The sequence below is a fragment of the Acinetobacter suaedae genome (assembly GCF_008630915.1).
GTDB classification, from domain to species: domain Bacteria; phylum Pseudomonadota; class Gammaproteobacteria; order Pseudomonadales; family Moraxellaceae; genus Acinetobacter; species Acinetobacter suaedae.
This window is the reverse complement of record NZ_CP043909.1, coordinates 1,335,431-1,358,076: the sequence shown is the minus strand read 5'-3', so window position 1 is coordinate 1,358,076 and position 22,646 is coordinate 1,335,431. Positions and strand designations below refer to the sequence as shown.

Here is a 22,646-nt window from a genome sequence, read left to right as displayed (position 1 = left end):
GTTGACGTTTCAACCATGCATTGCGTTATAGGCTTAAAACAACATAAACAAGGCATGAAACGCAGGCAATGGCGACTCCCTTGTCAAGTTTCATAACATAGTTTAGGGAAGTTTTAGCCGTAACCCTACGGGACAGGGGCATTTTTGTCCGCTACGGCGTTATGTCTTGCTCACTTAGAATAACTAAGTTTCGCAAAACATGCCTTGTATCGTCTAAAAAATGCCCTCTGTCGCAATGAGAGCTGAATAGCTCGCAAGGTGAAATGTCAACAGACCCTATTTATCTTGCAAAAAAATAAGCAGCAAACTCCACCCTAAGATAAAATTTACTGCCCTTATATCACTCGACTGAAAAATTAGTTGGTTTTTTCAGTTTGATACGTCACTTGATAATCGTTTAAATCCATCTGTTTTAAACGTTGTTTTAACTTCTTCAATGACCAAGGCCAAGCAGCAAAGTTTCGACCATTTGTATCTAAATAGTAGCTCTTACATCCACCAGCATTGAAAACAGTTGTTTTAAGATGCTTTTGTACTAACTCATTGTGCTTTTTAATCACTTCAGGTTTGATGTTCAACTTGGCAATACCTTGGTCTCTAATTTTCAACAAACCATCAACGATATAATCAAGTTGAGCTTCTGCTAGACCAATAAAAGAGTCATAAACCAGAACGTTCGGCCCCAAAACTAAGAAAGCATTTGGTACATTTTCAATGCTTGTACCTAAATATGCTTCTGGAGAGCTACTTTTCCAAAGGTCATTTAAAATCTCACCTTTTTCATTCGCAACACGCTTACCAATCGGTGGATGAGAGACTTCAAAACCTGTACCCCAAATGATCACATCCACTTCATGACGCTCACCATTTGCAGCAACAACAGTATTGCCTTCCACTTTAACTAAGCCATGAGGGATCAATTTAGTATTAGGTTGCTGTAAAGCTGGATAATAATTGTTAGCGAACAACAAACGCTTACATCCGATAGTGAAGTTTGGCGTCACATTTTTACGCAATTCTGGATCTTCAACTTGGAAGCGTAAAATCAGTTTAGCTAATTCACCGACTGGTTTTAACACAGCAGGATTACGTAACCCAAAGTTAATGGCATTCAATGATTGAGCAACCGCTTGACGCCAAGTTTTTTGGATCAATGGATATTTTTCGATTAACTTTTTACTTACATCGCCTAAATCCGTATCAGGTTTTGGGACAACCCACGGCGCGGTACGCTGGAATACATACAATTCTTTAGCTTTAGGTTGAATTTGTGGCACAAACTGAATGGCTGAAGCACCTGTACCAATGACCGCGATACGTTTACCCGTCAAATCATAATCATGATTCCATTTTGCTGAATGGAACATTTCACCTGTAAATGTTTCTAAACCGTCTAGTTTTGGAATTTGAGCTTCGGTAATTGGGCCTGTTGCAAAGATCGCCGAACGTGATAAGAATTGACCTTTATTAGTATCCATCACCCACAAATTACGCTCATTATCCCATTTCGCACCGAGTAACTCTGTACCAAATTCGATTTTTGAACTTACGCCAAAATTTTCACTCACTTCTTCAAGGTAGTTTAAAATTTCAGGTTGACGAGCAAATAAGTGACTCCATTTTGCACTTGGTGCAAATGAGTATGAATATAAAGCTGACGGTACATCACAACCACAACCTGGGTAAGTGTTTTCACGCCAAGTACCACCAACGCGTGTTGCCTTTTCAATGATCTTGTAGTTACTATAACCAACTTGATCAAGACGGATTGCTGTCGCAATACCTGAAATACCTGCCCCCACGATAAATGTATCGTAAATATGCTGTGGGAGCGCTTTTTTGTCAGCAGAATTTAATTTTTTTGCTTGAGCTGTCATTCAAAATATCCTTTCATCTAAAAATAGATGTCAATAACGGTGTCTTACCGAATTCTCATCTAAATTTCATCATTAGCCTTCGGCTCGACCTACTTTTCTTTCGGGAAAAGTAGGCAAAACCATTTTCATCCGCAAAACCTGTTCACCACTTTCATTTATTTAATACTTTCTTGAATATAAAACCTTATTATCTTTTTGATACCATGCAGGTTGCGGATGATCATTACGCGTATCAAAACTCGATAGAGATTTTACATTTGCTTAGGCTATTTCATTAATCGGTATGATGTACCCAAGAATTTTGCATATAAATTCGGAGCAGTACGTTTCATCAGCCAAAATAGTTTTGCGTCAATCTGAGGGATGGTATAAAGCTGATCTTTATCCAAACGGTCTAATGTCAGCTTGGCAACTTTGTCACTAGTTGTAAAAGCCAAGTTTGTCAGTGCATAGTCCAAGATACCCTTGTGCGGTACTTTTCCGTTTTTGATGATATTGGTAGGTACCAATGTTGGACATAACACATTAACTTTGATGTTATGTTTTCTCAATTCAGCTGAAAGCGTTTCAGACAAAGCACGTACACCAGCTTTAGTCACGTTATACGCTGTCATTTCAGGTGCCGCAGTATAAGACGCCGCCGAAGCAACATTGATAATTGCACCACGACCAAGTTGTTTAAACTTTGGTACGAAATAGTGACAACCATGAATCACACCCCATAAGTTGATATCTGAAACCCACTTCCAATCTTCAAGTGAAGTTTCATCAAACTTACCACCCAACCCAACACCTGCATTGTTGATCACAAGTGTTGTTGGATGTTGCATCAATTGTTCTGCTTGGTCAGCAAGCTTTTCGACTTGTTTAGCGTTTCCAACATCACATTTCACTGCAAAAGCTTTTGAACCCAATTGCTCGATTAAGGCAACCGTTTCTTTTGCTGCATCCAAGTTAATATCGGAGCAAACCACAGTCCCGCCACGCTTTGCCAATTCAAGTGCAAAACTACGACCAATCCCACTTCCCGCACCAGTTACCACTGCATATGCGTTTTGGCTTGGTTTGGCTTTCTTTCCAAATAATTTCATATTTGTATTCCAAATTATTGTTCCAGCTTGACCAAGTTATGCAGATGCTGCACGAACAGGTGGTACAAATTCTTTTAAGAAATAAGGTGATAACAAACCTGTTTCTGGATTTAATAAACGTTCTTTGTAATATTCCATGTACTTGGTAGTGTCATGGTCATTTGGATGGAAGCTTGGACGTAAATATTCCAAAATATGCATAAAGCTGCTACCAAAGACACCTCTTTCACTACCAAATAACAATGCCGTACTTTCTACGATGTCTTTCATGTAGCGCGGATTGATCAAATTGCTTGGCTTACGAATAAACGGCATCAAGTAACCACCCAAAGACACACCACCTAAAATGGTTAAACTAGCAAGTAAGAATCCAGTGATACGAACCCAGTAATCACCCGACAACTCTAAAAACACATCATAAGCAATATCTTTATGTTCTGACTCTTCGAGCATGTGCCACATCCACATTGCACGTTGTCTTTCATCTTGCGAACCAAGTAAATATTCCTCATGCTGCATCATAAATTCAGCGAGTACAGCGGTGTAATGCTCAATACCTGCCATCAAAGATAGCTGCATAGAGTGCGGTAGTTTATAAATTCCGTACTCAAACACTTTATCTGCAATCGCACGAAGTAATTCGACTGGATAACCATTCTCTTTGAGAACTTCATCATTGAATTGATTATGAATTTTTGAGTGAATTGCTTCTTGACCAATTAATGAAGTCAATCTTTGTTTCAAAATCGGATCATTAATAAATTCACGATGGTGACGAGCTGTCTCAATGACCACATCCTCACCAAAGGTTAAGAAAATCGATAAAGCATGAAAATAAGAAGTTGCCAGCTCTTTATTTAAAAAGAACTTCTGATCCAACTCAGCTGGATTAAATTTGAAATCAAAATGACGAATTGGAATGGGTGCTTTGTTCGTAAGATTCTGAACAATTCCCTGATATTTAGTGCTTAATTTTGCTGAGAATACATTTCGGATAACTTGAGCGACCATAACTTGATCCCTCCTATAAAAGAGTAAAAAAATCAAAAACGTGTTGAGAACCTTGACAGCATAGTGCACGAATGAAATATGACTAGACCCAAACTGCTCATATAGCAATGAGCTATTTTGCCAACCAGAATCATAAATTCTGTCATGCACTTACTGAAACTCAGCTCAGAACCTAAATTAAGCAGCCTGAATTTTCGGTGTAAATTCCTTCACAAAGAACGGATGTAATGCCCCGCCTTCTGACAACAATTTCTTCTCGTAGTATTCGAAATAATGTGAGGCATCATGGTCATTTGGGTGAAAGTCACGACGCAGATAATCAAAGATTCGACCTTGTGTGCTACCAAATACGCCATCTTTCGGACTAAAGATTAATTTCACGCCACGTCGAGCATCTTTCCAAAATTTCGCAGTTAACATTTCTTGAGGTTTACGCAGAACTGGAACCAATGTTGCAGAGAATGGAATCAACCCAAGAATCGTGAAATAAGCAAGGAAGAATCCTGTAGCACGTAATGGATAATTACCATTCAGCGTTTGATAAACATCATAAGCGACATCTTTATGTTCAGATTCTTCAAGCATGTGCCACATCCACAAAGCACGTGTCTTGGCATCATCCGAGAAATAGAAATTCTGCTCATGTGCCATCATGTATTCAGCTAGAACAGCCGTGAAATGCTCGATTCCTGCCATTAGAGAAAGTTTTAATGGTTGTGGGAATTTCAAGAAAATATAATCAAAGAACTTTTCACCCAGGAAGCGGTATAAACGTACTGGATAATCTAGTTCAACAATTGCATCATTAAATTCATTGTGTAATTTCGAATGAATTGCTTCTTGACCAATCAAAGATGTTACACGTTGTTTTAAAATAGGATCTTTGAGCAAATCACGATGGTGACGTGCTGTTTCAATCACTAAGTCTTCACCATAAGTTAAGAAAACAGAAAGCGTTGCAAAGAAAATCGTTGCAAACTGGTTATTCATATAGAATGATAAATCAATCTGTTTACCTTCAAATCCGATTGCCAAGTGTCGAATGGGTATGCTTTTTTTACTCGCAAAATCGATTTGCTCAGTTATTGGGTTAGATTTAAATAAACTCAAACCTTTGTTCAACGTGCTGCTAATCATGGCTACACCTACCTACTTCACTTGAGCGTCATTTGCCCTTTTGCATTCTTTGGATTAGGCTCATCTCATTTCGTTATACTCATTCATCATTAAGTAACGAAAAAAGATTCGGGAGATTTTATTGAACCTAGTTCCCTACTAGAACCAATGTAAACCGATCTTATGTTCGGATTCAATTCGGGTAAAATCGTTTGGTTTTTGATCTTAAATCACTTACTTATAAAGCTTAAAAACATCAAAAATCCAAAACACCAAATGAGAATAAGTTGTTTAATAACAACATCTTAAAATCATTTTAATTTTTATAAGATTTCAATAAATTCAAATAGTCTATTTTATATTACAGATATGAAACATAAATTTTAAAAACTGTAATTTTATCTGTTCGGATTATTTTAATCAGTCTTTAACTTCAGATCGCAGCATGCTAATCTGACAATATGTTCGGATTTTAATAATAATGCATTATGGTTACTCGCAAACCCCGTCAATCTCGCTCAAAAGTTACTGTAGATACGATTATTGAGGCAGGATTTATCGCTGTTGCAACCAATGGTACAAGTGGCACAACCACACGTCATATTGCTGATATAGCAGGAGTAAGTGTCGGTTCTTTATATGAGTATTTTAAAAATAAAGAAGAAATTTACGATGCCATGGCCAAAACTTTTGTCAAAGAAGTACTCGACATGGTGAAAGAGCTCACCCCTATTATTGTTGAAATGGAGTTAGAGCCTTTATTTGAAATGATTTTCTATACATTTCGTGATCTGCTTACTCGTGACAATGATCGTTATTTGATATGTCTGCGATATGCAACCGAGCTCAAATATGAGCGTTATATTGGTCAGATCGAAATGGCACTCATGGAAGTGCTGATGAAATACATGATGCGCCATCCAAAATATTTAAAAGTAAATAATTTGAGCGTCACAGCCTATATCAGTATTAATAGCAGTATCTTTAATGTAGCTCGTCATCTGATATTACCAAATCCACAAATCACTTTCGATGAAATGATCAAAGGCCTAAGCACGATGATTATTAGCTATATTGAAGCTGAATTGGCCAAAGCAGAAGCCTAAAAACCATAGTATTCATCATTCACAACATTTTCACGTAACCAACTATAAGCTGGATACAATGAATATAGGAGAATGATGATGTCTACCGTTATAAAGCTTTCGATTGCTGCACTCAGCATCATTTCTTTGTCTGCCTGCAAAAGTATCCCTAGCTATACTCCTGATTATAGTCAAGCTCGTCAGCAAATCGCAGGGATTAATTTGAATGATCAACAAGCGTTGGAAGTAGGTCAACGATTTGTTGCAGCTTTCAATACGCTTGGTACCCCACAGTTTGTTGACACAGCAGGTCAACTCTATGCTGAGCAATTATTTATAAATGACACACTGGCTCAGTTTTCATCTAAGCAAGACTTAATAAAGCACTTCAATGGAATGAATCAACGCGTTAGTAATGTCTCGGTTAAGTTATTAAATACTACTTATCAACAAGACTCTGCATACGTGCACTGGCATATGACATACGACTTCAAATTTTTAGGTCGTAACAAAACCATGTCATCTTATGGAATCAGTGAAATTAAAATAAATCCGGCAAAACAAATTGTCTTCCAACAAGATTATTGGGATCCTGCCAATGGTTTGTATCGCTCACTTCCATACGTCAGTGGGATCTACGCTTGGTTAACACCGTTTAAGAAAGTTACCTAACAGAATCTTAAGGAGTTGATATGCTGATCTTTAAAAGACATTTGGCACTATTGTCATTTGGGGTGTTTACACTGGTAACAACAAGTCATGCCTCTTTACAAGCATGTGGTTCAGCGGCTTTAATTGTGACCAAAAAAAATGTGGGAACTGTCAGTTACCTCGCCGAAGATTGCAGTAAAAATTGGCAAGATCAAAGTATTCGCCTAGATTTCAACTACACTCACGATATTCCTGAATGGGCATTTAAGCGAGCAGCTCAACACTTCCTCAAAAAAAATGTTGATCGTTATAGTTCAGATTCTCCACTCAATCGCATTACCCAACTTTATCGGCCTGTACGGAAAGGTGATCTTTATCGTCTTGAATACACCGCCTCCTCAAAAACACTTGCACTAAGTCTAAACCAAAGAGTTTTAGGCTCAATTCAGGATTCACAAGCCAACCAATATTTTAAAATTTGGTTTGGGCAATCTCCATTTAATGCTAAATTAAAACAACAACTTTTAAATGAATAAATCAAACACAATGCCGAATACAAGTTATTTCATCTTGATGGTTGAAGATCATTACGAGCTAGCTTCAACCGTCTGTGAATTTTTAGAAGACCACGGTTTCGTTATTGATCACGCACGTAATCTAGATGCTGCTCGCCAATTCCTTAAACAACAGCCCTATCACCTATTATTGTTAGATATCAACTTACCTGATGGGTCTGGCTATGAACTATGCGAGTGGTTAAGAACAGAACGTGGTTTGGATATTCCGGTACTTATGCTAACAGCACGTGATACCTTGGACGATAAACTCAAAGGTTTTGCCTCTGGAACAGATGATTATTTAGTTAAACCTTTTGATTTTAATGAATTAGTCGTACGCATACGAGCCTTAATCAAACGTGCAATGGGTGAAGTGTCCAATAGTAAACTTCAAATACATGATCTTGTCCTTGATAGTGCCACTCAACAAATTACTCGTGCTGGTAAAATCATCGATTTACCCCCTATTCAGTTTAAATTATTAAAAATCCTGATGCGAAACTCACCTAAAGTGATTAGTAAACAAGAAATTGTCATGGAACTTTGGGGAGATGAAGAACCTGAAAGTGATGCCTTAAGAAGCCATATTTATAACTTACGTAAAATGGTTGATAAACCCTTTGAGCAAAAACTCATTCATACGGTATCTGGGGTCGGTCTTAAAGTTGCTGTTGCTTCTGATTAGTTTACATACACCACGACAATTAACCCTGTAGTTAAAGCCAAGTCCAGTTGTGGATGAGTCAAGAGATAAAATTGACGATCGTATAACTCTACTCGCCAACCCAATTGTTTGCATAACTTCTGTACAAGCTGCAATCCGATGCCGTGTCCTTTGGCTTTGAGTTGCAATTGTCGATCCGAGAGTTGTTGTACTTTTAAATCATCCGGCAATTTGATTCCAATGCCATTATCTGCAATCAAAATACTATTCTTCTGTTGAATGATATGAATATCTGAACCTTCAGAATAGTTAAGCGCATTACGCAATATATTACTGAGCACCATTTTAGTCATCGAAGGATATAACCAACGTAACTGCTCAGCCTGTTCTTGGATTACATGGATTTGCATTCCCTTGGAATGACTAACAGGTTCCAAATCAAATACCAAATCTTGCACGATTTCTGAGAGTTTAGCTTGCTCTATCGTCAAGGTATTCGTCGTATTTCTTGCTATCGCTAATAGGGTATCAACTAAAAGTTGCATATCCTCAATGGTATTTTGCAGACGAGTAAGCGCTTTATCTTGTCCATAACGTGCCTGACACAGTTGCACGTTACCTTTTAAAATCGTAAGCGGGGTACGCAGCTCATGACTAACATCTCCAGTGAACTCACGCTCTCGCTGGATAAACTCACTCAAAACCACATGATATTTTTCCAAAGCTTGCTTTAAATACTGTGCCTCCATATTGCCATTTGTCGAAATATCTTGAAATGGCGAAGCCTCTTTACTCTGATGCTCCCAATCTATTTGCTCAAGTGCATTTGCCAAACGAGTAATCGGTGAAAAATAGCGACGTGCGCGACGATTCGACCACCATAAAAAACTATAAAGAATAAATAAGCTAAACATAAGTGGCGCAAGACCAAATAGCCACACTAGTTTATTCACATTACTTTCGCCAAAGACTAATAACACATGTTGACCATTACGTTCACCATAAACAGTCATGCGTTCTTTACCATCAATGAAGATACGATGCACACCAGATTGGAGCGACATTTGTCTAAATGGTTGCGGTGGAATATCAGTCATCCAGCGATAACCATACAGATTTTTGGTGTCAGGTAAATCTGCATTCGGATTACGCTCTATACGCATCCAATAATGTTCCATTTCCTGCTCTAGAGCTGTTTTGAGCAGCGATCCTTTAATTACCCATGCACTGCATGAAATCCCGATCACAATTGATAGCGCAATTAAACCAATCTGCAACCAATAATGGCGGCTGAAAATCTCGCCTAAAGCGTGCGATTTCTTGATTGCAGTGGTTTTTATTATCATATCAACTCGATTATTTAAGGGATTAGGATGTTTTCAATCGCTTATTATTTTTAAATAAAAAGTGACCAATCACCCATTCCTGTCCTTGTTCAAAACCGAATAGCTCAGCACAAGCCATAAAGAATATACGCCAACGTTGCCACCAAGCGGCTGCATCTTGTCCATAAACACGTTCAAAGATTGGTTTTAAATATTGCTGTTGTCGATCCATATTTTCTAGCCATGCATTTGCGGTCTTTTCATAATGACTACCCGCCCATTGCCATTGCTGAGACAATTCTAAATGTTGTTGGAAATGTAAAAATGTTGATGTGGCTGGCATTAAACCACCAGTAAAAAAGTATTTTGACATCCAATCATATTCACTTTTTATCTCAAAAGGATAATGCATAAAACGGTGACAGAAAATATGACACCACAATAAACCGTCTGCTTTTAACCATCTGTGGATTTTTTCAAACAATTTTTCATAGTTCCGAACATGTTCAAACATTTCCACTGAAACCACTCGGTCGAAACGATCTGAATCCAACTCAAGTACATTCACATCACAAGTAAGCACCTCTATGTTATTCAATTTTCTGGTCGATGCTTGCGATAAAATATGTTCACGTTGTGTTGCAGAGTTTGAGACAGCAGTAATTTTGGCATTTGGATAACGCTCTGCCATCCATAAGGTGAGTGAACCCCAACCACAGCCTAACTCTAGAATATCTTGTCCATCATGTAATTGTGCACGCTCACAATATAGCTGCAATGCAAATTCTTCCGCATCATTTAAACTGGTTTTCTCATGCGGGAAATAACACGCGCTGTATTTTAAGCGCTTACCAAGTACAGCCTGAAAAAAAGCTGTCGGCAATTCATAATGCTGTTCATTGGCAATATCTGTGGCAATCGCAATATCGCTTTGCTTCAGCATAGCCAACACATCTATATATCGTTGTGCTGACTGTTCAGGATCATAACGCCCTTCCTGAATTAAGCGTTTTTTACTGAGCGCACGAATTGCCGCACGAATAGCTTGATCAGGGACAATCCCCGTTTCTACCAATTTTAAAGATTGTTGAATAATAAAGTCCATGTGCGCACCTACTTTTTGGGTTTCCACGGAATAAATATAGAAGTCCGTTGTTGATAGTCGAGATAATTCTGCCCTCTATTTCTCAGGGCTTGTTGTTCACTAAAAGGTATACCCGTGATGTAATATAAAAATAACCACATCAATACAGGGTAAATCCACAGCAAATATTGTCCTGCCGCCAAACCAATGATTGGATAAGCAAACCAATGTAACCATTCAAAAAAATAATTAGGATGACGTGAGTAACGCCATAAACCCTGATCCATTGTTTTGGCATGATTGTTAGGATTCTGCTTAAATCTGTACAGTTGTTGATCTGCAATCACTTCACCACAAAATGCGATTAACATCACAGCCCCAGCAATCAATAAAGACAAACTGGTCAAATCATTCCATTGAGCTGCAGGAGTATTGAGTAAAATCACCATGGGTAATGAGAATAAAATCGCCAAACCCGCTTGAAACATAAAAAATGCAAAAAAGCCCAAATGCTGATATTTGCCCATCGCACGACGCATATTGGCATAACGACGATCTTCAACTTGCTCATCGAGATAACGTCGCAATAAATGTCCAGCTAAACGCAAAAACCAAATCGAACTCAGGATTCCAAGAAAGTATCGAACCGAAAGCGGTGCTTGATCTTGAATGAACGCAGTTAATCCAATGTTGAGCGCGATACAGAAACTCCACGCCGCATCAACAATTCCAGCACGGGAGTTCAAACTTGCCCATAACCAGCAGCAAATCATGATCGAGACATTAATCAGAAGTAGTGTCAACATGGATTTACCTCAGGCATTCAACAAAATGACCTAATATGGGTTTGCTTGAAAGAGCATGTGTACATCACTGATCACGCCCTCTTTGAATCCACCTTCGCAATAACAAAGATAGAAATCCCACATCCGTATAAAATTATCATCAAACCCTAAAGCTAAGACTTGCTCACGGGCTGTTAAAAAGCGTTCACGCCAATGATGAATCGTTACAGCGTAACTTTGTCCAATATCCTCAAGATGCTTCAGTGTCAGTTTTTGTTCGGAAGCCGTCTGGGTCAACACACTGATGCAAGGAATAAAACTACCTGGGAAAATATATCGCTTAATATAGTCCACTGTAGTTAAGGCTTTTAAATATCGCGCATCTTCGATAGTAATGGCTTGAATCAAAGCCAAACCATTTGGCTTTAATAATTGACGGCATTGTTGAAAATAAGTAGATAAATATGCCTCACCAACAGCTTCAACCATTTCGATCGAAACCAATTTATCGTATTTTCCTTCAAGCAAACGATAATCTTTGAGCTGAATATCCACACGGTGCGATAACCCAGCGGCTTCGATCCGTTGCTTTGCTTCTTGATACTGGGCTTCAGAAATCGTAATCGTTGTAACTTTACAGCCATAGTTTTGCGCAGCATATATGGCAAAACCGCCCCAGCCACTACCAATCTCAACCAAATGGTCCATGGGTTGTAATTTCAGCTTTTGACAGATTAATTCCTTTTTATAATCAGATGCTTGTTCTAAGCTCATCTGCTCATTTTGGAATACTGCACTGGAATACATCATAGACTCATCTAAGAATAATTTAAAAAAATCATTACTAAGATCATAATGCTCTGCAATATTTTTACGGCTTCCAGAAATTGAGTTATGACGCGTTTTATACCAAGCTTTCAGTAAAAACTGGCTGGCTTGAGAGATCACATTTTGATTGATTTGATCAAGCAAATGACGATTTCGAGACAGAAGCTGTATCAAACCAACTAAATCTTCACAATGCCAATAGCCACGAATATAGCCTTCAGCAGCGCCGAGTACACCGTTCTTTAAAATGAGATCGAATAATTGTTTGTCGTGAACGTCAACCTCAACATGTAAATCAGCCTGCTCACCCACGGTACCATTCCATAAACCACGAAATGTAATTTGACCATGGCGAAGCTTAAATAAGCTTTTGAGTACCCAAGGGAGTGAATTTTGTTCACCGAAAATGAGAGTTTTCATAATGTTCTTTTCTATCCTTCTCTTTATTTGGGTGTCGATAAAATGGAACTTTTTTCTTCCATAAACGAAACGCTTGTAGATAAATTTGCGCTAACATTTTGAAAGGTTCAAAGACATGATAAATAGCATATCGACGTAGTTGTGAAGGCTGCGTGATGTCCGATAGCGTAAAGCGCATATTTGCATCAAATATCTTTTGTTCTTGTTGATAAAGCTGCATATAGATCACGTGTTGCTGCATTGAAAAATGAAATCGCCAGCGATAATCAAGCTGCATCGGCATGAAAGGTGAAACATGGAAAGATTTTTCAAAGTCAAATTGATAACCTTGAAAATCCGCACGCTGTTGAGCCTGTAACCGACAATCATGCACGTACACCTTACGCTCATTCCAAGGGGTATTGGTAATCTCACTTAAAATGAATAAAGGCTGCTGCTGTGCATCGAAAATGAAATAGAACACAACAGAGTTAAAACGAAATCCTAAACTTCTTGGCAATGCCAGTATTCGGATATTCGTGTGACTAGGTAATATGCTATCAGTCTGCTGTAGAATGATTCGCTTAATCTTTTCTCGGATTGAACCTGATTGTTCTGTCAGAAAATCTTCAGGATATAGATTTAACAAACTCCAATGGCGTTCAGAGCATAATTTTGATTGACTGAGTAAATCAGAGAGTTGCTCTGGATCAAACCAAAGATATTTGAGATCAGTTGAGAACTCATGTGACTTGGGTTGAAAACGCCGATGCCGTATCTGAGCAGAAGCGATGGCAAATGAACTGTTTAGCATAGCTCACCCCCTTGCTGTTCGGCGGCTGAAGATACCCGTTCAATCTGAGCCACAACACGTGCAGCACTGCTTGCTCCATCCTCATGAAAACCCCATCCCCAATAGGCACCGCAAAAGGAGCTACGATGTTGTCCATTGATTTCGCGCCAACGTTTTTGTGCGTCAATCGCTTCGGCATTAAATACGGGATGTCGATAATGTCGTTCAACTAAAATTTTATCCGCAGCAATGTTCAAATTTGGATTTAATGTTGCAAAAATTTGAGTTTTACAGGATAGGTTTTGCAACTTATTCATCCAATAACTAAAACCGTAATGCAAATGTTGCGACGAAATCGTATTTTGATTTTTCGTTACATGAACATGCCAGCTCGCCCACTGAGATCGACGTTTCGGCATGATAGACTGATCGTGATGAACCACCATATGGTTATCCTGATAACCAAACTGCCCTAACACATTTTGCTCCAACTGCGTCGCATCAGTTAATAGCGCTAAAGTATCATCTGCATGACTAGCAAAAATCACCCAATCATACTGTTCTACACCATGCTGAGTTCTCACACTAACTTGATCTGAGTGACGTGTCACAGCACTAACTGCCATAGCTCGCCATTGGATATTTGCACACGATTTTCGGATCGCCTCTATATAGGAAGCAGAACCACCTTGCACCGTTTGCCATTGCGGTCGTTGCTTGAGCTGTAACATACGATGATGCTGAAAAAAACTTACGACAAATTTATAAGGAATTTTTCCAACTTGATCGACTGGACTAGACCATAATGCGCCACACATTGGATACAAGTGTTCATGTCTAAAAGCGTCTGAATATGCGTGTCGATTTAAATACTGATCAAGCGTTAATTGCGAATCACAATCTGCAACAACCACGTCTTTATTGTTGTCATAAAAACGGATTAAATCTGCCAACATGTGTAGAAAATCTTTTTTTAAAAAATTCTGTGGCTTGGCAAATAATGACCATTTTTTTGACGGGTTGTACTGTAAGCCAGTTACGAGGTTGTTCACCGAAAAACTCATATCACTACTTTGCGACTCGACCTCTAACTCAGCAAGCATCTCACTAAACAAAGGATAGTTGTATTCATTGAATACGATAAAACCACTATCTACAGCAAGTGACTGCCCTTCGATGCAAAAACGATGCGTGTCCGTATGGCCACCAAAATAATCATTCTTTTCAAATATAGTGACCTGATGGCGCGATGAAAGTTTCCATGCGGCATAGAGTCCAGAAATTCCCGATCCAATAATTGCGATTTTCATGAAGACTCCCCTCGTCCAACTTTCTGTTTATTCATATTTATTTGCTGAGAGTAGGATTTTTTTGCCTCATATACCCGCTGAGGAACAGGTTTCATCCCCCAAACCAACCCTAAATAACTCATCATTTTTAATAAATAATAAGTAATGTCTATTTGCCACCAGTAAAAACCTTGACGTACGCTGCCTGCATAAAAATGATGATTGTTATGCCAGCCCTCACCTAAGGTGACAATTGATAAAATAAAATTATTCCGACTATTATCTGAAGTTTCAAAATCACGGCGACCATATAAATGAGCCATCGAGTTAATGCATAAAGTCGCGTGAATCAATAACACTGTAGAAATCACAAATCCCCATACCAAAAGCTGTAACCCAGATGTTGCCAAATGCGGATATGCAACAGCCAACCATTCTCCCAGACCATAAATAGAAGCAGCTGTGAGCAAAACAACAGGTAAACTAAAACGATCTAGCCAAACAAGTTCTGGATATTTAAGCCAATCTCTCACGACTTCTTTGCGGATCGCAAAATTCTGATCATTGAGAAACCATCCAATATGGCTGTACCAAAATCCATGTGTCGAAGAATGGGGGTCTTGTGCTGTATCCGTATAACGATGGTGGTAGCGATGGTGAGCTGCCCACCACAAAGGCCCTCGCTGAGCACTCATTGTTCCGATTAGGATAAAGATAAACTGAACTATACGAGAAGTTTGAAAGGTCTTATGGGATAAGTAACGATGAAAGAAAGCTGTGATTGCAAACATGCGAATCAGATAAAAGAACAACATAAAAACAACAGCAAACCAAGACACACCAACCCAAAACACCGCCAAACAAGCCACATGCAACAAGATAAATGGCAAAATTCTAAACCATTGGATGTTACTGTCTTTAACTGTATTTGTAGAATCAACGTTTGTACTTAAACTGGCAGTCGATGACCAACTATCGATCCATAGCAGAAAAAATTTAAGCATTTTGGCATCCTAGTTCGGATCATAAATATTCTTTTTATGATGTTAATAATATTGATATGAATTTTACGTGAAGCCATTTCACTAGATGCTGCATCAGACTCAATTCTACATTCATTTTATTTCATATTTTTAGCAAGTTATGAAGCACTTATACCTCATAACTCTGCTAGATAAAACGATTTAATGGATTGAAATTTAGGGAGTCTTATGTGATGTTTTGACCAATTGACTTACGTCGTAACCGTATTGACGCGCTGTTTCGACATAATCATTATAAATCTGCTCATTCAACTTTGGTGTTCTAGACAAAATCCAAAGATATTTCTGGCTCGGCCCACCCACCAATGCCACTTGATAATCGGGATCAACTCGTAAAATCCAATAATCCCCCTTAGTGAAGGGTACCCAGCGTAAACCTTTTGGTAGAAAACTCACCTTTAATTTACTTTTGCCTTCATTTTGAGGGTAAGCGACACCCTCAGCCTGATCGATTTGATTTTGATTATTGCGACAACGATTAACCACCTTAACTGTATTATCAGAATTGAGTTGATACTCGGCAGTCGTATCCCCTACGCAATTACGTTGAAAAAACATAGGCAGATGAGCAATTTCATACCATTTTCCAGCATATTTTTGAATATCAATACGTTCAACAGCTTGATTTTTGGGTGCTTCTGATTGAGCAAATGCAAAACTTGAAAACAGAGCTAAACAACTACAAAAAAATAATTTTTGATACATAAGACTTATCCATTTGCTTTGAATAGCAATAAGCCTAATCAATCCTATGTGAACATTCTGTGATGTGAAATTTCCGAAAGATCATGGTTCATCTAAACACGGTCTAAGTCAGTTGTCATCGGAATACGAATAGTAAACACACTATTTTGTTTTTTATTTTCATATTGAATCGAACCCTGATGCGCAACGACTATCGCATGGACAACGGCTAAACCTAGCCCCGTTCCACCAAATTCTTTATTACGAGACTCCTCTAAACGAAAAAAAGGATCAAATAAATCATGTTGGTACTCTGAAGCAATCCCAGGCCCTTCATCTTCTATTTGTAAAATCCAATCATTGGCATCTATTCTTGATCTTATGGTTAGCAATCCCGCATTGGCATATCGAACAGCATTATCGACCAGAGCAATGAGAACTTGCTCCATACGTTGTCGATCACAATGCACAATATCTTTTGAAACTTCTGTTTCAATCGTGAGGTGAGCTTGTTTGAGCCTTTCGCCAAACATCGAAATGACTTTATCTACACACAACTGAAAATTCACAGCTTCAATATTTAACCTGAGCTGTTGGTTTTCGACCAAACTCAATGTTCTTAGATCTTCAACTAAGTACGAGAGTCCCTCAACTTGGTTCAATAAACTTTTCATGAGTTCAGGTTTAGGCTCAAATACACCATCAACAATCCCCTGTAAACGCCCCTGTAAAATCGTGATTGGCGTACGTAACTCATGTGCAATTGCAGCATTCCAGACTTGTGCCATTTTCACAGAATCTTCAAGTTTTTGAGCCATATTATTAAAGTTATGCATCAACTCTGATATTTCTGTTGAATGTATTTTCGTATCTTCAGCTCTTGCAGAAAGATCACCTAAGCTAATTTCTTGTGCGGCATTGGCTAGAGAGTTAATTGGAACAATAAAACGTTTCGCCAGCAGTAAACCAATAATTAAGGAAATCACCGTACCACAAAATATCACCGTGAATAGCCAAACCCAATCAACAACATGAAATTCGGTCCAATCCTCTTCCAATGAACTCAGCGTAATCCACCCCGTTTCAATTGCATAATTGTAGATTACATAGCCTATAAAAACAGAAAATAGCGTCACACTTAAGTTCACAATACTCAGCGCGATAAAGAGTTGTTTGCTAATACCTGATTTATTTTTCATGTGGATGATCCAAGCGATAGCCAACACCACGTACATTGATCAACATATGTTGCAGCCCCTGTTCTTCTAGTTTCTTCCTCAATTTACTGACATGACTATCAACGGTACGCTCTAAAGCATCACTATCTGGCAAACAGTGATTCATAAGTTCACTACGGGTAAAAACTTTGTGTGGATGATCAATCATGAGAAGTAAAATTTTGTACTCAGTTAAAGTCAAATTGAGCAAAACTTTCTGAGTATCTCGATGTACATACACACTATGAATATCTGTATTAATCTCGATATTTTTATAAACTATATTTTTATTTAAAGCTTGAGTGTTTTGCTGAGTCCGTCTGAGAACAGCTTGTACACGAGCCACCACTTCATTTGGATTGAATGGCTTCACTACAAAGTCATCAGCGCCTATACGTAACGCCATGACTTTATCAATATCTTGATCCAGTGCAGTTAACATGATTACAGGCGTTTGTGCTTTTTGACGGATTTTGCTGAGCACCTCCCAACCATTTAACTCAGGAAGTTTAATATCAAGGAGAATTAAATCAATCGGTTGCGATGCATGTATTTCAATCGCCTGCTTCCCATTCATGGCACGAATTACACGCATTCCTTCGCGTTTTAAATAGTGCTCGATAATATCGCCAATATCATACTCATCCTCAACGACAAGAATAAATTTGTCACGACAATCGAATGAAAATGAAGCTTCCAACATAGAGATCAATCATAGAAAAATCAGTCAATCTTCATAATACGACGATTTATCAATTGATCTCCACACTTTTTCCACACTTTACGGACGGTGGTTACACAAAATCAGAAAATACTGTCAACATCAAAAACTCCTGAGATTTGGCAGTATGCAAAAGCATCTTTTACTCCCATTAGTTTTATCCATTGGACTGGTTCTACACGGTTGTAGTTCCGAAGTAGAACAGCCTGAAGCACCTCCTGCAAAAGTGAGTGTGATCAATGTTCAACCTCAATCTGTAAATTTTAGCGAAAACCTACCCGCACGCGTACAAGCATTTCGTACGGCTGAAATTCGTCCTCAAGTCGGTGGCATTATCGAAAAAGTGCTATTTACTCAAGGGAGTGAGGTAAAGGCAGGACAAGCTTTATATAAAATTAATTCTGAAACTTTCCAAGCTGATGTAAATAGTAATAAAGCTTCACTTAATAAAGCAGAAGCGGAAGTTACACGTCTAAAAGTTCAACTGGAACGTTACGAGCAATTACTTCCGAGTAATGCAATTAGTAAACAAGAAGTCAGTAATGTTCAAGCTGAATATCGCCAAGCTTTGGCGGATGTTGCTCAAATGAAAGCCTTGCTTACTCGACAAAATTTAAACCTTCAATATGCGACAGTTCGAGCACCGATTTCAGGACGTATTGGACAGTCCTTTGTGACAGAAGGTGCACTGGTGAGCCAAGGTGATGCCAATACCATGGCGACCATCCAACAAATCGATAAAGTTTATGTCGATGTGAAGCAATCCATTGGAGACTTTGAACGTTTACAAGCTGCGTTACAAAGTGGTGAGTTATCTGCAAATGATCAAAAAACTGTTCGAATTTCCAACAGTCATGGGCAGCCTTATAACGTCACAGCAAAAATGCTGTTTGAAGACATTAATGTCGATCCAGAAACAGGTGATGTCACCATTCGCATTGAAGTCCACAACCCTGAGAGAAAGTTACTCCCTGGCATGTATGTCCGCGTGAATATTGATCGCGCTTCCGTCCCACAAGCCTTGTTGATTCCAGCGCAGGCGATTCAGCGCAATATTTCTGGAGAGCCTCAAGTCTATGTCATCAATGCCAAAGGTACTGCTGAAATTCGTCCAATCGAATTAGGGCAACAATATGAACAATATTACCTTGTCAATAAAGGACTTAAAACTGGTGATAAGGTTGTTGTTGAAGGTACTGATCGTATTCAACCTGATCAAAAACTTGAAATGACAGTGTGGAAAAGCCCTGCCACCCAAGGAGCACAATGATGTCCCAATTCTTCATTCGTCGCCCAGTCTTTGCGTGGGTGATCGCGATTTTTATTATTTTATTTGGGTTACTGAGTATTCCTAAATTACCGATTGCTCGTTTTCCAAGTGTAGCTCCACCGCAAGTCAATATTAGTGCGGTCTATCCTGGTGCAACACCTAAAACCATTAACGATAGTGTGGTTACACTGATTGAACGAGAACTGTCTGGCGTAAATAATTTACTTTATTACAGCTCGACAACGGATAGCTCTGGTATGGCAGTCATTTCTGCTACCTTTAAGCCTGGCACTGATGTTGATATGGCACAGGTTGATGTGCAAAACAAGATCAAAGCGGTTGAGGCACGCTTACCTCAAATTGTTCGTCAACAAGGTTTACAAGTTGAGTCTTCATCATCCGGTTTCTTGATGTTAGTCGGTATGAATTCACCCAATAGTCAGTATTCAGAAATTGACTTGAGTGACTATCTTGCTCGTAATGTGGTGGAAGAATTAAAACGTGTCGAAGGGGTCGGGAAAGTTCAATCCTTTGGTGCAGAAAAAGCCATGCGAATTTGGGTCGATCCAAACAAACTTGTGGCTTATGGTTTATCAATTAGCGATGTAAATGCAGCTATTCGTGAAAATAACGTTGAAATTGCACCTGGTCGTCTTGGAGACATGCCTGCAGAACAGGGTCAACTCATCACAATTCCATTATCTGCACAAGGCCAACTCGATAGTGTAGAGCAATTCAAAAATATCAGTTTGAAAAGCAAAACCAGTGGTAGTGTGATCCGACTTTCTGACGTTGCCAATGTTGAAATTGGATCTCAAGCGTATAATTATGCGATCTTAGAAGATGGTAAACCCTCAACTGCCGCTGCAATTCAGCTCAGCCCAGGTGCCAATGCGGTAAAAACAGCAGACGCAGTCCGTGAAAAAATTGAAGAGTTAAAAGTCAATTTACCCGAGGGAATGCAGTTTAGTATCCCTTATGACACAGCGCCATTCGTTAAAATTTCAATTGAAAAAGTTATTCATACTTTACTTGAAGCGATGGTTCTGGTTTTCATCGTGATGTACTTATTCTTACATAACGTCCGCTATACGCTGATTCCTGCGATTGTTGCGCCCATTGCATTACTCGGCACCTTTGCCGTGATGTTGGTTGCTGGGTTTTCCATTAACGTATTGACGATGTTTGGTATGGTACTCGCCATCGGGATCATCGTGGATGATGCGATTGTCGTCGTGGAAAACGTTGAGCGGATTATGGCAACAGAAGGTTTGTCGCCTAAAGAGGCAACCTCTAAAGCCATGAAGGAAATCACCAGTCCAATTATCGGGATTACACTCGTACTGGCAGCGGTATTTTTACCAATGGCATTTGCGAGTGGTTCAGTGGGTATCATTTATCAACAATTTACCCTGACTATGTCGGTGTCTATTTTATTCTCAGCACTATTGGCACTGATTTTAACGCCTGCACTTTGTGCCACGATTCTCAAACCGATTGATGGGCATCATCAGAAGAAAGGTTTTTTTGCATGGTTTGATCGTAGCTTTGATAAAGTTACGAAAAAATATGAACGCATCCTACTTAAAGTGATTAAACATAGTATTCCAATGATGGTGATCTTTGTTGTGATTACAGGTTTAACCTTTGCGGGGATGAAGTATTGGCCAACTGCATTTATGCCTGAAGAAGATCAAGGTTGGTTCCTAACTACATTCCAACTACCATCTGATGCAACCACTGAGCGTACAAAAAACATCGTAAATCAGTTTGAGGATAGCCTTAAAGACAATCCAAATGTTAAGAATAACACCACGATTCTCGGTTGGGGCTTTAGCGGTGCTGGACAAAATGTGGCTGTTTCATTTACTACATTGAAGGATTTTAAAGATCGTACTTCTAGCGCATCTGAAATGACCAATGCAGTCAATGCTGAAATGGCAAATAGCAAGGAAGGCGCAACGATGGCTGTGCTTCCACCCGCAATTGATGAGTTAGGTACTTTCTCAGGTTTCAGTCTCCGCTTACAAGACCGTGCCAACTTAGGTATGCCTGCATTATTAGCCGCACAAGACCAATTGATGGCAATGGCAGCTAAAAACAAAAAGTTTTACATGGTTTGGAATGAAGGTTTACCACAAGGTGACAATATTTCTTTAAAAATTGACCGTGAAAAACTGAATGCTCTAGGTGTGAGATTTGCTGATGTCTCCGATATTATTTCGACCTCTATGGGTTCAATGTATATCAATGATTTTCCAAATCAGGGTCGTATGCAACAAGTGATTGTCCAAGTGGAAGCAAAGTCACGTATGCACTTAAAAGATATTTTGAATCTCAAAGTCGCAGGTGCAAGCGGTCAATTAGTCTCTTTGTCTGAGGTAGTTACACCTGAATGGAACAAAGCTCCCCAACAATATAACCGATACAATGGTCGTCCTTCATTAAGCATTGCGGGTATCCCTAATTTTGATACCTCTTCTGGTGATGCAATGCGTGAAATGGAAAATCTGATCGCTCAATTGCCGAAAGGAATTGGCTATGAATGGACAGGAATTTCACTGCAAGAGAAACAGTCTGAATCGCAAATGGCATTCTTATTGGTTCTATCAATGTTAGTGGTCTTCCTTGTGCTGGCTGCATTATATGAAAGTTGGGCAATTCCACTTTCTGTCATGTTAGTTGTTCCATTGGGTATCTTCGGTGCCATAGTTGCGATTATGACGAGAGGAATGATGAATGACGTATTCTTTAAAATTGGTTTGATTACCATCATTGGACTCTCTGCCAAGAACGCCATTTTGATCGTTGAATTCGCAAAAATGCTCAAAGAAGAAGGGATGAGTTTGATCGAGGCAACAGTACAAGCAGCGAAACTGCGTTTACGTCCGATTTTGATGACCTCACTTGCCTTTACCTGTGGTGTCATTCCCTTAGTGATTGCCTCTGGTGCAAGTTCAGAAACCCAACACGCATTAGGTACAGGTGTATTTGGCGGCATGATATCAGCCACTATTCTTGCAATTTTCTTCGTTCCTGTTTTCTTCGTCTTTATCCTTGGCGGCGTAGAGAAACTGTTTAAATCAAAACGAACATACACGAAGCAAGAAACTACCTCCTAAACTGAAAAATCAGAGGAAAGTCACCTTTCCTCTG

Annotated in this window: 20 protein-coding genes; 6 read left to right on the top strand and 14 right to left on the bottom strand. The window is 39.1% G+C overall.

All coding sequences use genetic code 11. The features are described 5' to 3' along the window. Positions 1-356 precede the first annotated feature (356 nt). From F2A31_RS06345 to F2A31_RS06330, 4 genes are all read right to left on the bottom strand, one after another. Positions 357-1,877 carry a flavin-containing monooxygenase gene (locus F2A31_RS06345; protein WP_150025657.1) on the bottom strand — a complete coding sequence of 507 codons (1,521 nt, stop codon included), beginning with the start codon at positions 1,875-1,877 and terminating at the stop codon, positions 357-359. A 266-nt stretch (positions 1,878-2,143) separates the two neighbouring features. After that, on the bottom strand, positions 2,144-2,968 hold the full coding sequence (locus F2A31_RS06340) for an SDR family NAD(P)-dependent oxidoreductase (protein WP_004953592.1): 825 nt from the start codon (positions 2,966-2,968) through the stop codon (positions 2,144-2,146). Between the two features lie 36 nt (positions 2,969-3,004). After that, positions 3,005-3,979, bottom strand: coding sequence for a metal-dependent hydrolase (locus tag F2A31_RS06335; protein WP_150025656.1), 975 nt, complete (start codon positions 3,977-3,979; stop codon positions 3,005-3,007). 177 nt (positions 3,980-4,156) lie between these two features. Further along, positions 4,157-5,116 (bottom strand): metal-dependent hydrolase, encoded by a 960-nt coding sequence (locus tag F2A31_RS06330; protein ID WP_004639504.1) that lies wholly within the window; start codon positions 5,114-5,116, stop codon positions 4,157-4,159. 467 nt (positions 5,117-5,583) lie between these two features. On the opposite strand from F2A31_RS06330, the gene F2A31_RS06325 reads away from it, so the two are divergent. From F2A31_RS06325 to F2A31_RS06310, 4 genes are all read left to right on the top strand, one after another. Further along, positions 5,584-6,201, top strand: coding sequence for a TetR/AcrR family transcriptional regulator (locus F2A31_RS06325; protein WP_004639509.1), 618 nt, complete (start codon positions 5,584-5,586; stop codon positions 6,199-6,201). 78 nt (positions 6,202-6,279) lie between these two features. Further along, a complete protein-coding gene (locus F2A31_RS06320) occupies positions 6,280-6,852 on the top strand; it encodes a nuclear transport factor 2 family protein (RefSeq protein WP_005082621.1) in 573 nt (190 codons plus the stop codon). 20 nt (positions 6,853-6,872) lie between these two features. Next, the gene (locus tag F2A31_RS06315; RefSeq protein WP_150025655.1) at positions 6,873-7,367 is read left to right on the top strand and encodes a chalcone isomerase family protein; all 495 of its coding nucleotides are present in this window, start codon (positions 6,873-6,875) and stop codon (positions 7,365-7,367) included. Between the two features lie 10 nt (positions 7,368-7,377). Next, complete coding sequence (locus F2A31_RS06310) at positions 7,378-8,073, top strand: response regulator transcription factor (protein WP_017395079.1); 696 nt, start codon at positions 7,378-7,380, stop codon at positions 8,071-8,073. On the opposite strand, the gene F2A31_RS06305 is transcribed toward F2A31_RS06310, so the two are convergent. The 10 genes from F2A31_RS06305 to adeR form a co-directional block, all read right to left on the bottom strand. Continuing rightward, a complete protein-coding gene (locus F2A31_RS06305) occupies positions 8,070-9,398 on the bottom strand; it encodes a sensor histidine kinase (protein WP_150025654.1) in 1,329 nt (442 codons plus the stop codon). The genes F2A31_RS06310 and F2A31_RS06305 overlap by 4 nt on opposite strands. Before the next feature lie 22 nt (positions 9,399-9,420). Further along, positions 9,421-10,482 carry an SAM-dependent methyltransferase gene (locus F2A31_RS06300; protein ID WP_150025653.1) on the bottom strand — a complete coding sequence of 354 codons (1,062 nt, stop codon included), beginning with the start codon at positions 10,480-10,482 and terminating at the stop codon, positions 9,421-9,423. A gap of 8 nt (positions 10,483-10,490) precedes the next feature. Continuing rightward, on the bottom strand, positions 10,491-11,267 hold the full coding sequence (locus F2A31_RS06295; protein ID WP_150025652.1) for a DUF1295 domain-containing protein: 777 nt from the start codon (positions 11,265-11,267) through the stop codon (positions 10,491-10,493). A 30-nt stretch (positions 11,268-11,297) separates the two neighbouring features. Beyond that, on the bottom strand, positions 11,298-12,494 hold the full coding sequence (locus F2A31_RS06290; protein ID WP_407643270.1) for a class I SAM-dependent methyltransferase: 1,197 nt from the start codon (positions 12,492-12,494) through the stop codon (positions 11,298-11,300). Beyond that, on the bottom strand, positions 12,472-13,287 hold the full coding sequence (locus F2A31_RS06285) for a DUF1365 domain-containing protein (protein WP_008941343.1): 816 nt from the start codon (positions 13,285-13,287) through the stop codon (positions 12,472-12,474). The genes F2A31_RS06290 and F2A31_RS06285 overlap by 23 nt, the downstream gene beginning before the upstream one ends. After that, positions 13,281-14,576, bottom strand: coding sequence for an NAD(P)/FAD-dependent oxidoreductase (locus tag F2A31_RS06280; RefSeq protein WP_150025650.1), 1,296 nt, complete (start codon positions 14,574-14,576; stop codon positions 13,281-13,283). Before F2A31_RS06280 ends, F2A31_RS06285 begins: the two co-directional genes overlap by 7 nt. Then, positions 14,573-15,559: an acyl-CoA desaturase gene (locus F2A31_RS06275; RefSeq protein ID WP_150025649.1), complete on the bottom strand. Its 987-nt coding sequence runs from the start codon at positions 15,557-15,559 to the stop codon at positions 14,573-14,575. The genes F2A31_RS06280 and F2A31_RS06275 overlap by 4 nt, the downstream gene beginning before the upstream one ends. Before the next feature lie 195 nt (positions 15,560-15,754). After that, positions 15,755-16,303, bottom strand: a complete 549-nt coding sequence (locus F2A31_RS06270) for a lipocalin family protein (RefSeq protein WP_150025648.1) — start codon at positions 16,301-16,303, stop codon at positions 15,755-15,757. 92 nt (positions 16,304-16,395) lie between these two features. Further along, positions 16,396-17,481 (bottom strand): two-component sensor histidine kinase AdeS, encoded by a 1,086-nt coding sequence (adeS, locus tag F2A31_RS06265; RefSeq protein ID WP_150025647.1) that lies wholly within the window; start codon positions 17,479-17,481, stop codon positions 16,396-16,398. Then, complete coding sequence (gene adeR / locus F2A31_RS06260) at positions 17,471-18,202, bottom strand: efflux system response regulator transcription factor AdeR (protein WP_150025646.1); 732 nt, start codon at positions 18,200-18,202, stop codon at positions 17,471-17,473. The genes adeS and adeR overlap by 11 nt, the downstream gene beginning before the upstream one ends. Before the next feature lie 145 nt (positions 18,203-18,347). On the opposite strand from adeR, the gene F2A31_RS06255 reads away from it, so the two are divergent. Both F2A31_RS06255 and F2A31_RS06250 read left to right on the top strand, forming a co-directional pair. Further along, positions 18,348-19,490 carry an efflux RND transporter periplasmic adaptor subunit gene (locus F2A31_RS06255; protein ID WP_150025645.1) on the top strand — a complete coding sequence of 381 codons (1,143 nt, stop codon included), beginning with the start codon at positions 18,348-18,350 and terminating at the stop codon, positions 19,488-19,490. Then, the gene (locus F2A31_RS06250) at positions 19,487-22,612 is read left to right on the top strand and encodes an efflux RND transporter permease subunit (protein ID WP_150025644.1); all 3,126 of its coding nucleotides are present in this window, start codon (positions 19,487-19,489) and stop codon (positions 22,610-22,612) included. The genes F2A31_RS06255 and F2A31_RS06250 overlap by 4 nt, the downstream gene beginning before the upstream one ends. Positions 22,613-22,646: the final 34 nt, after the last annotated feature.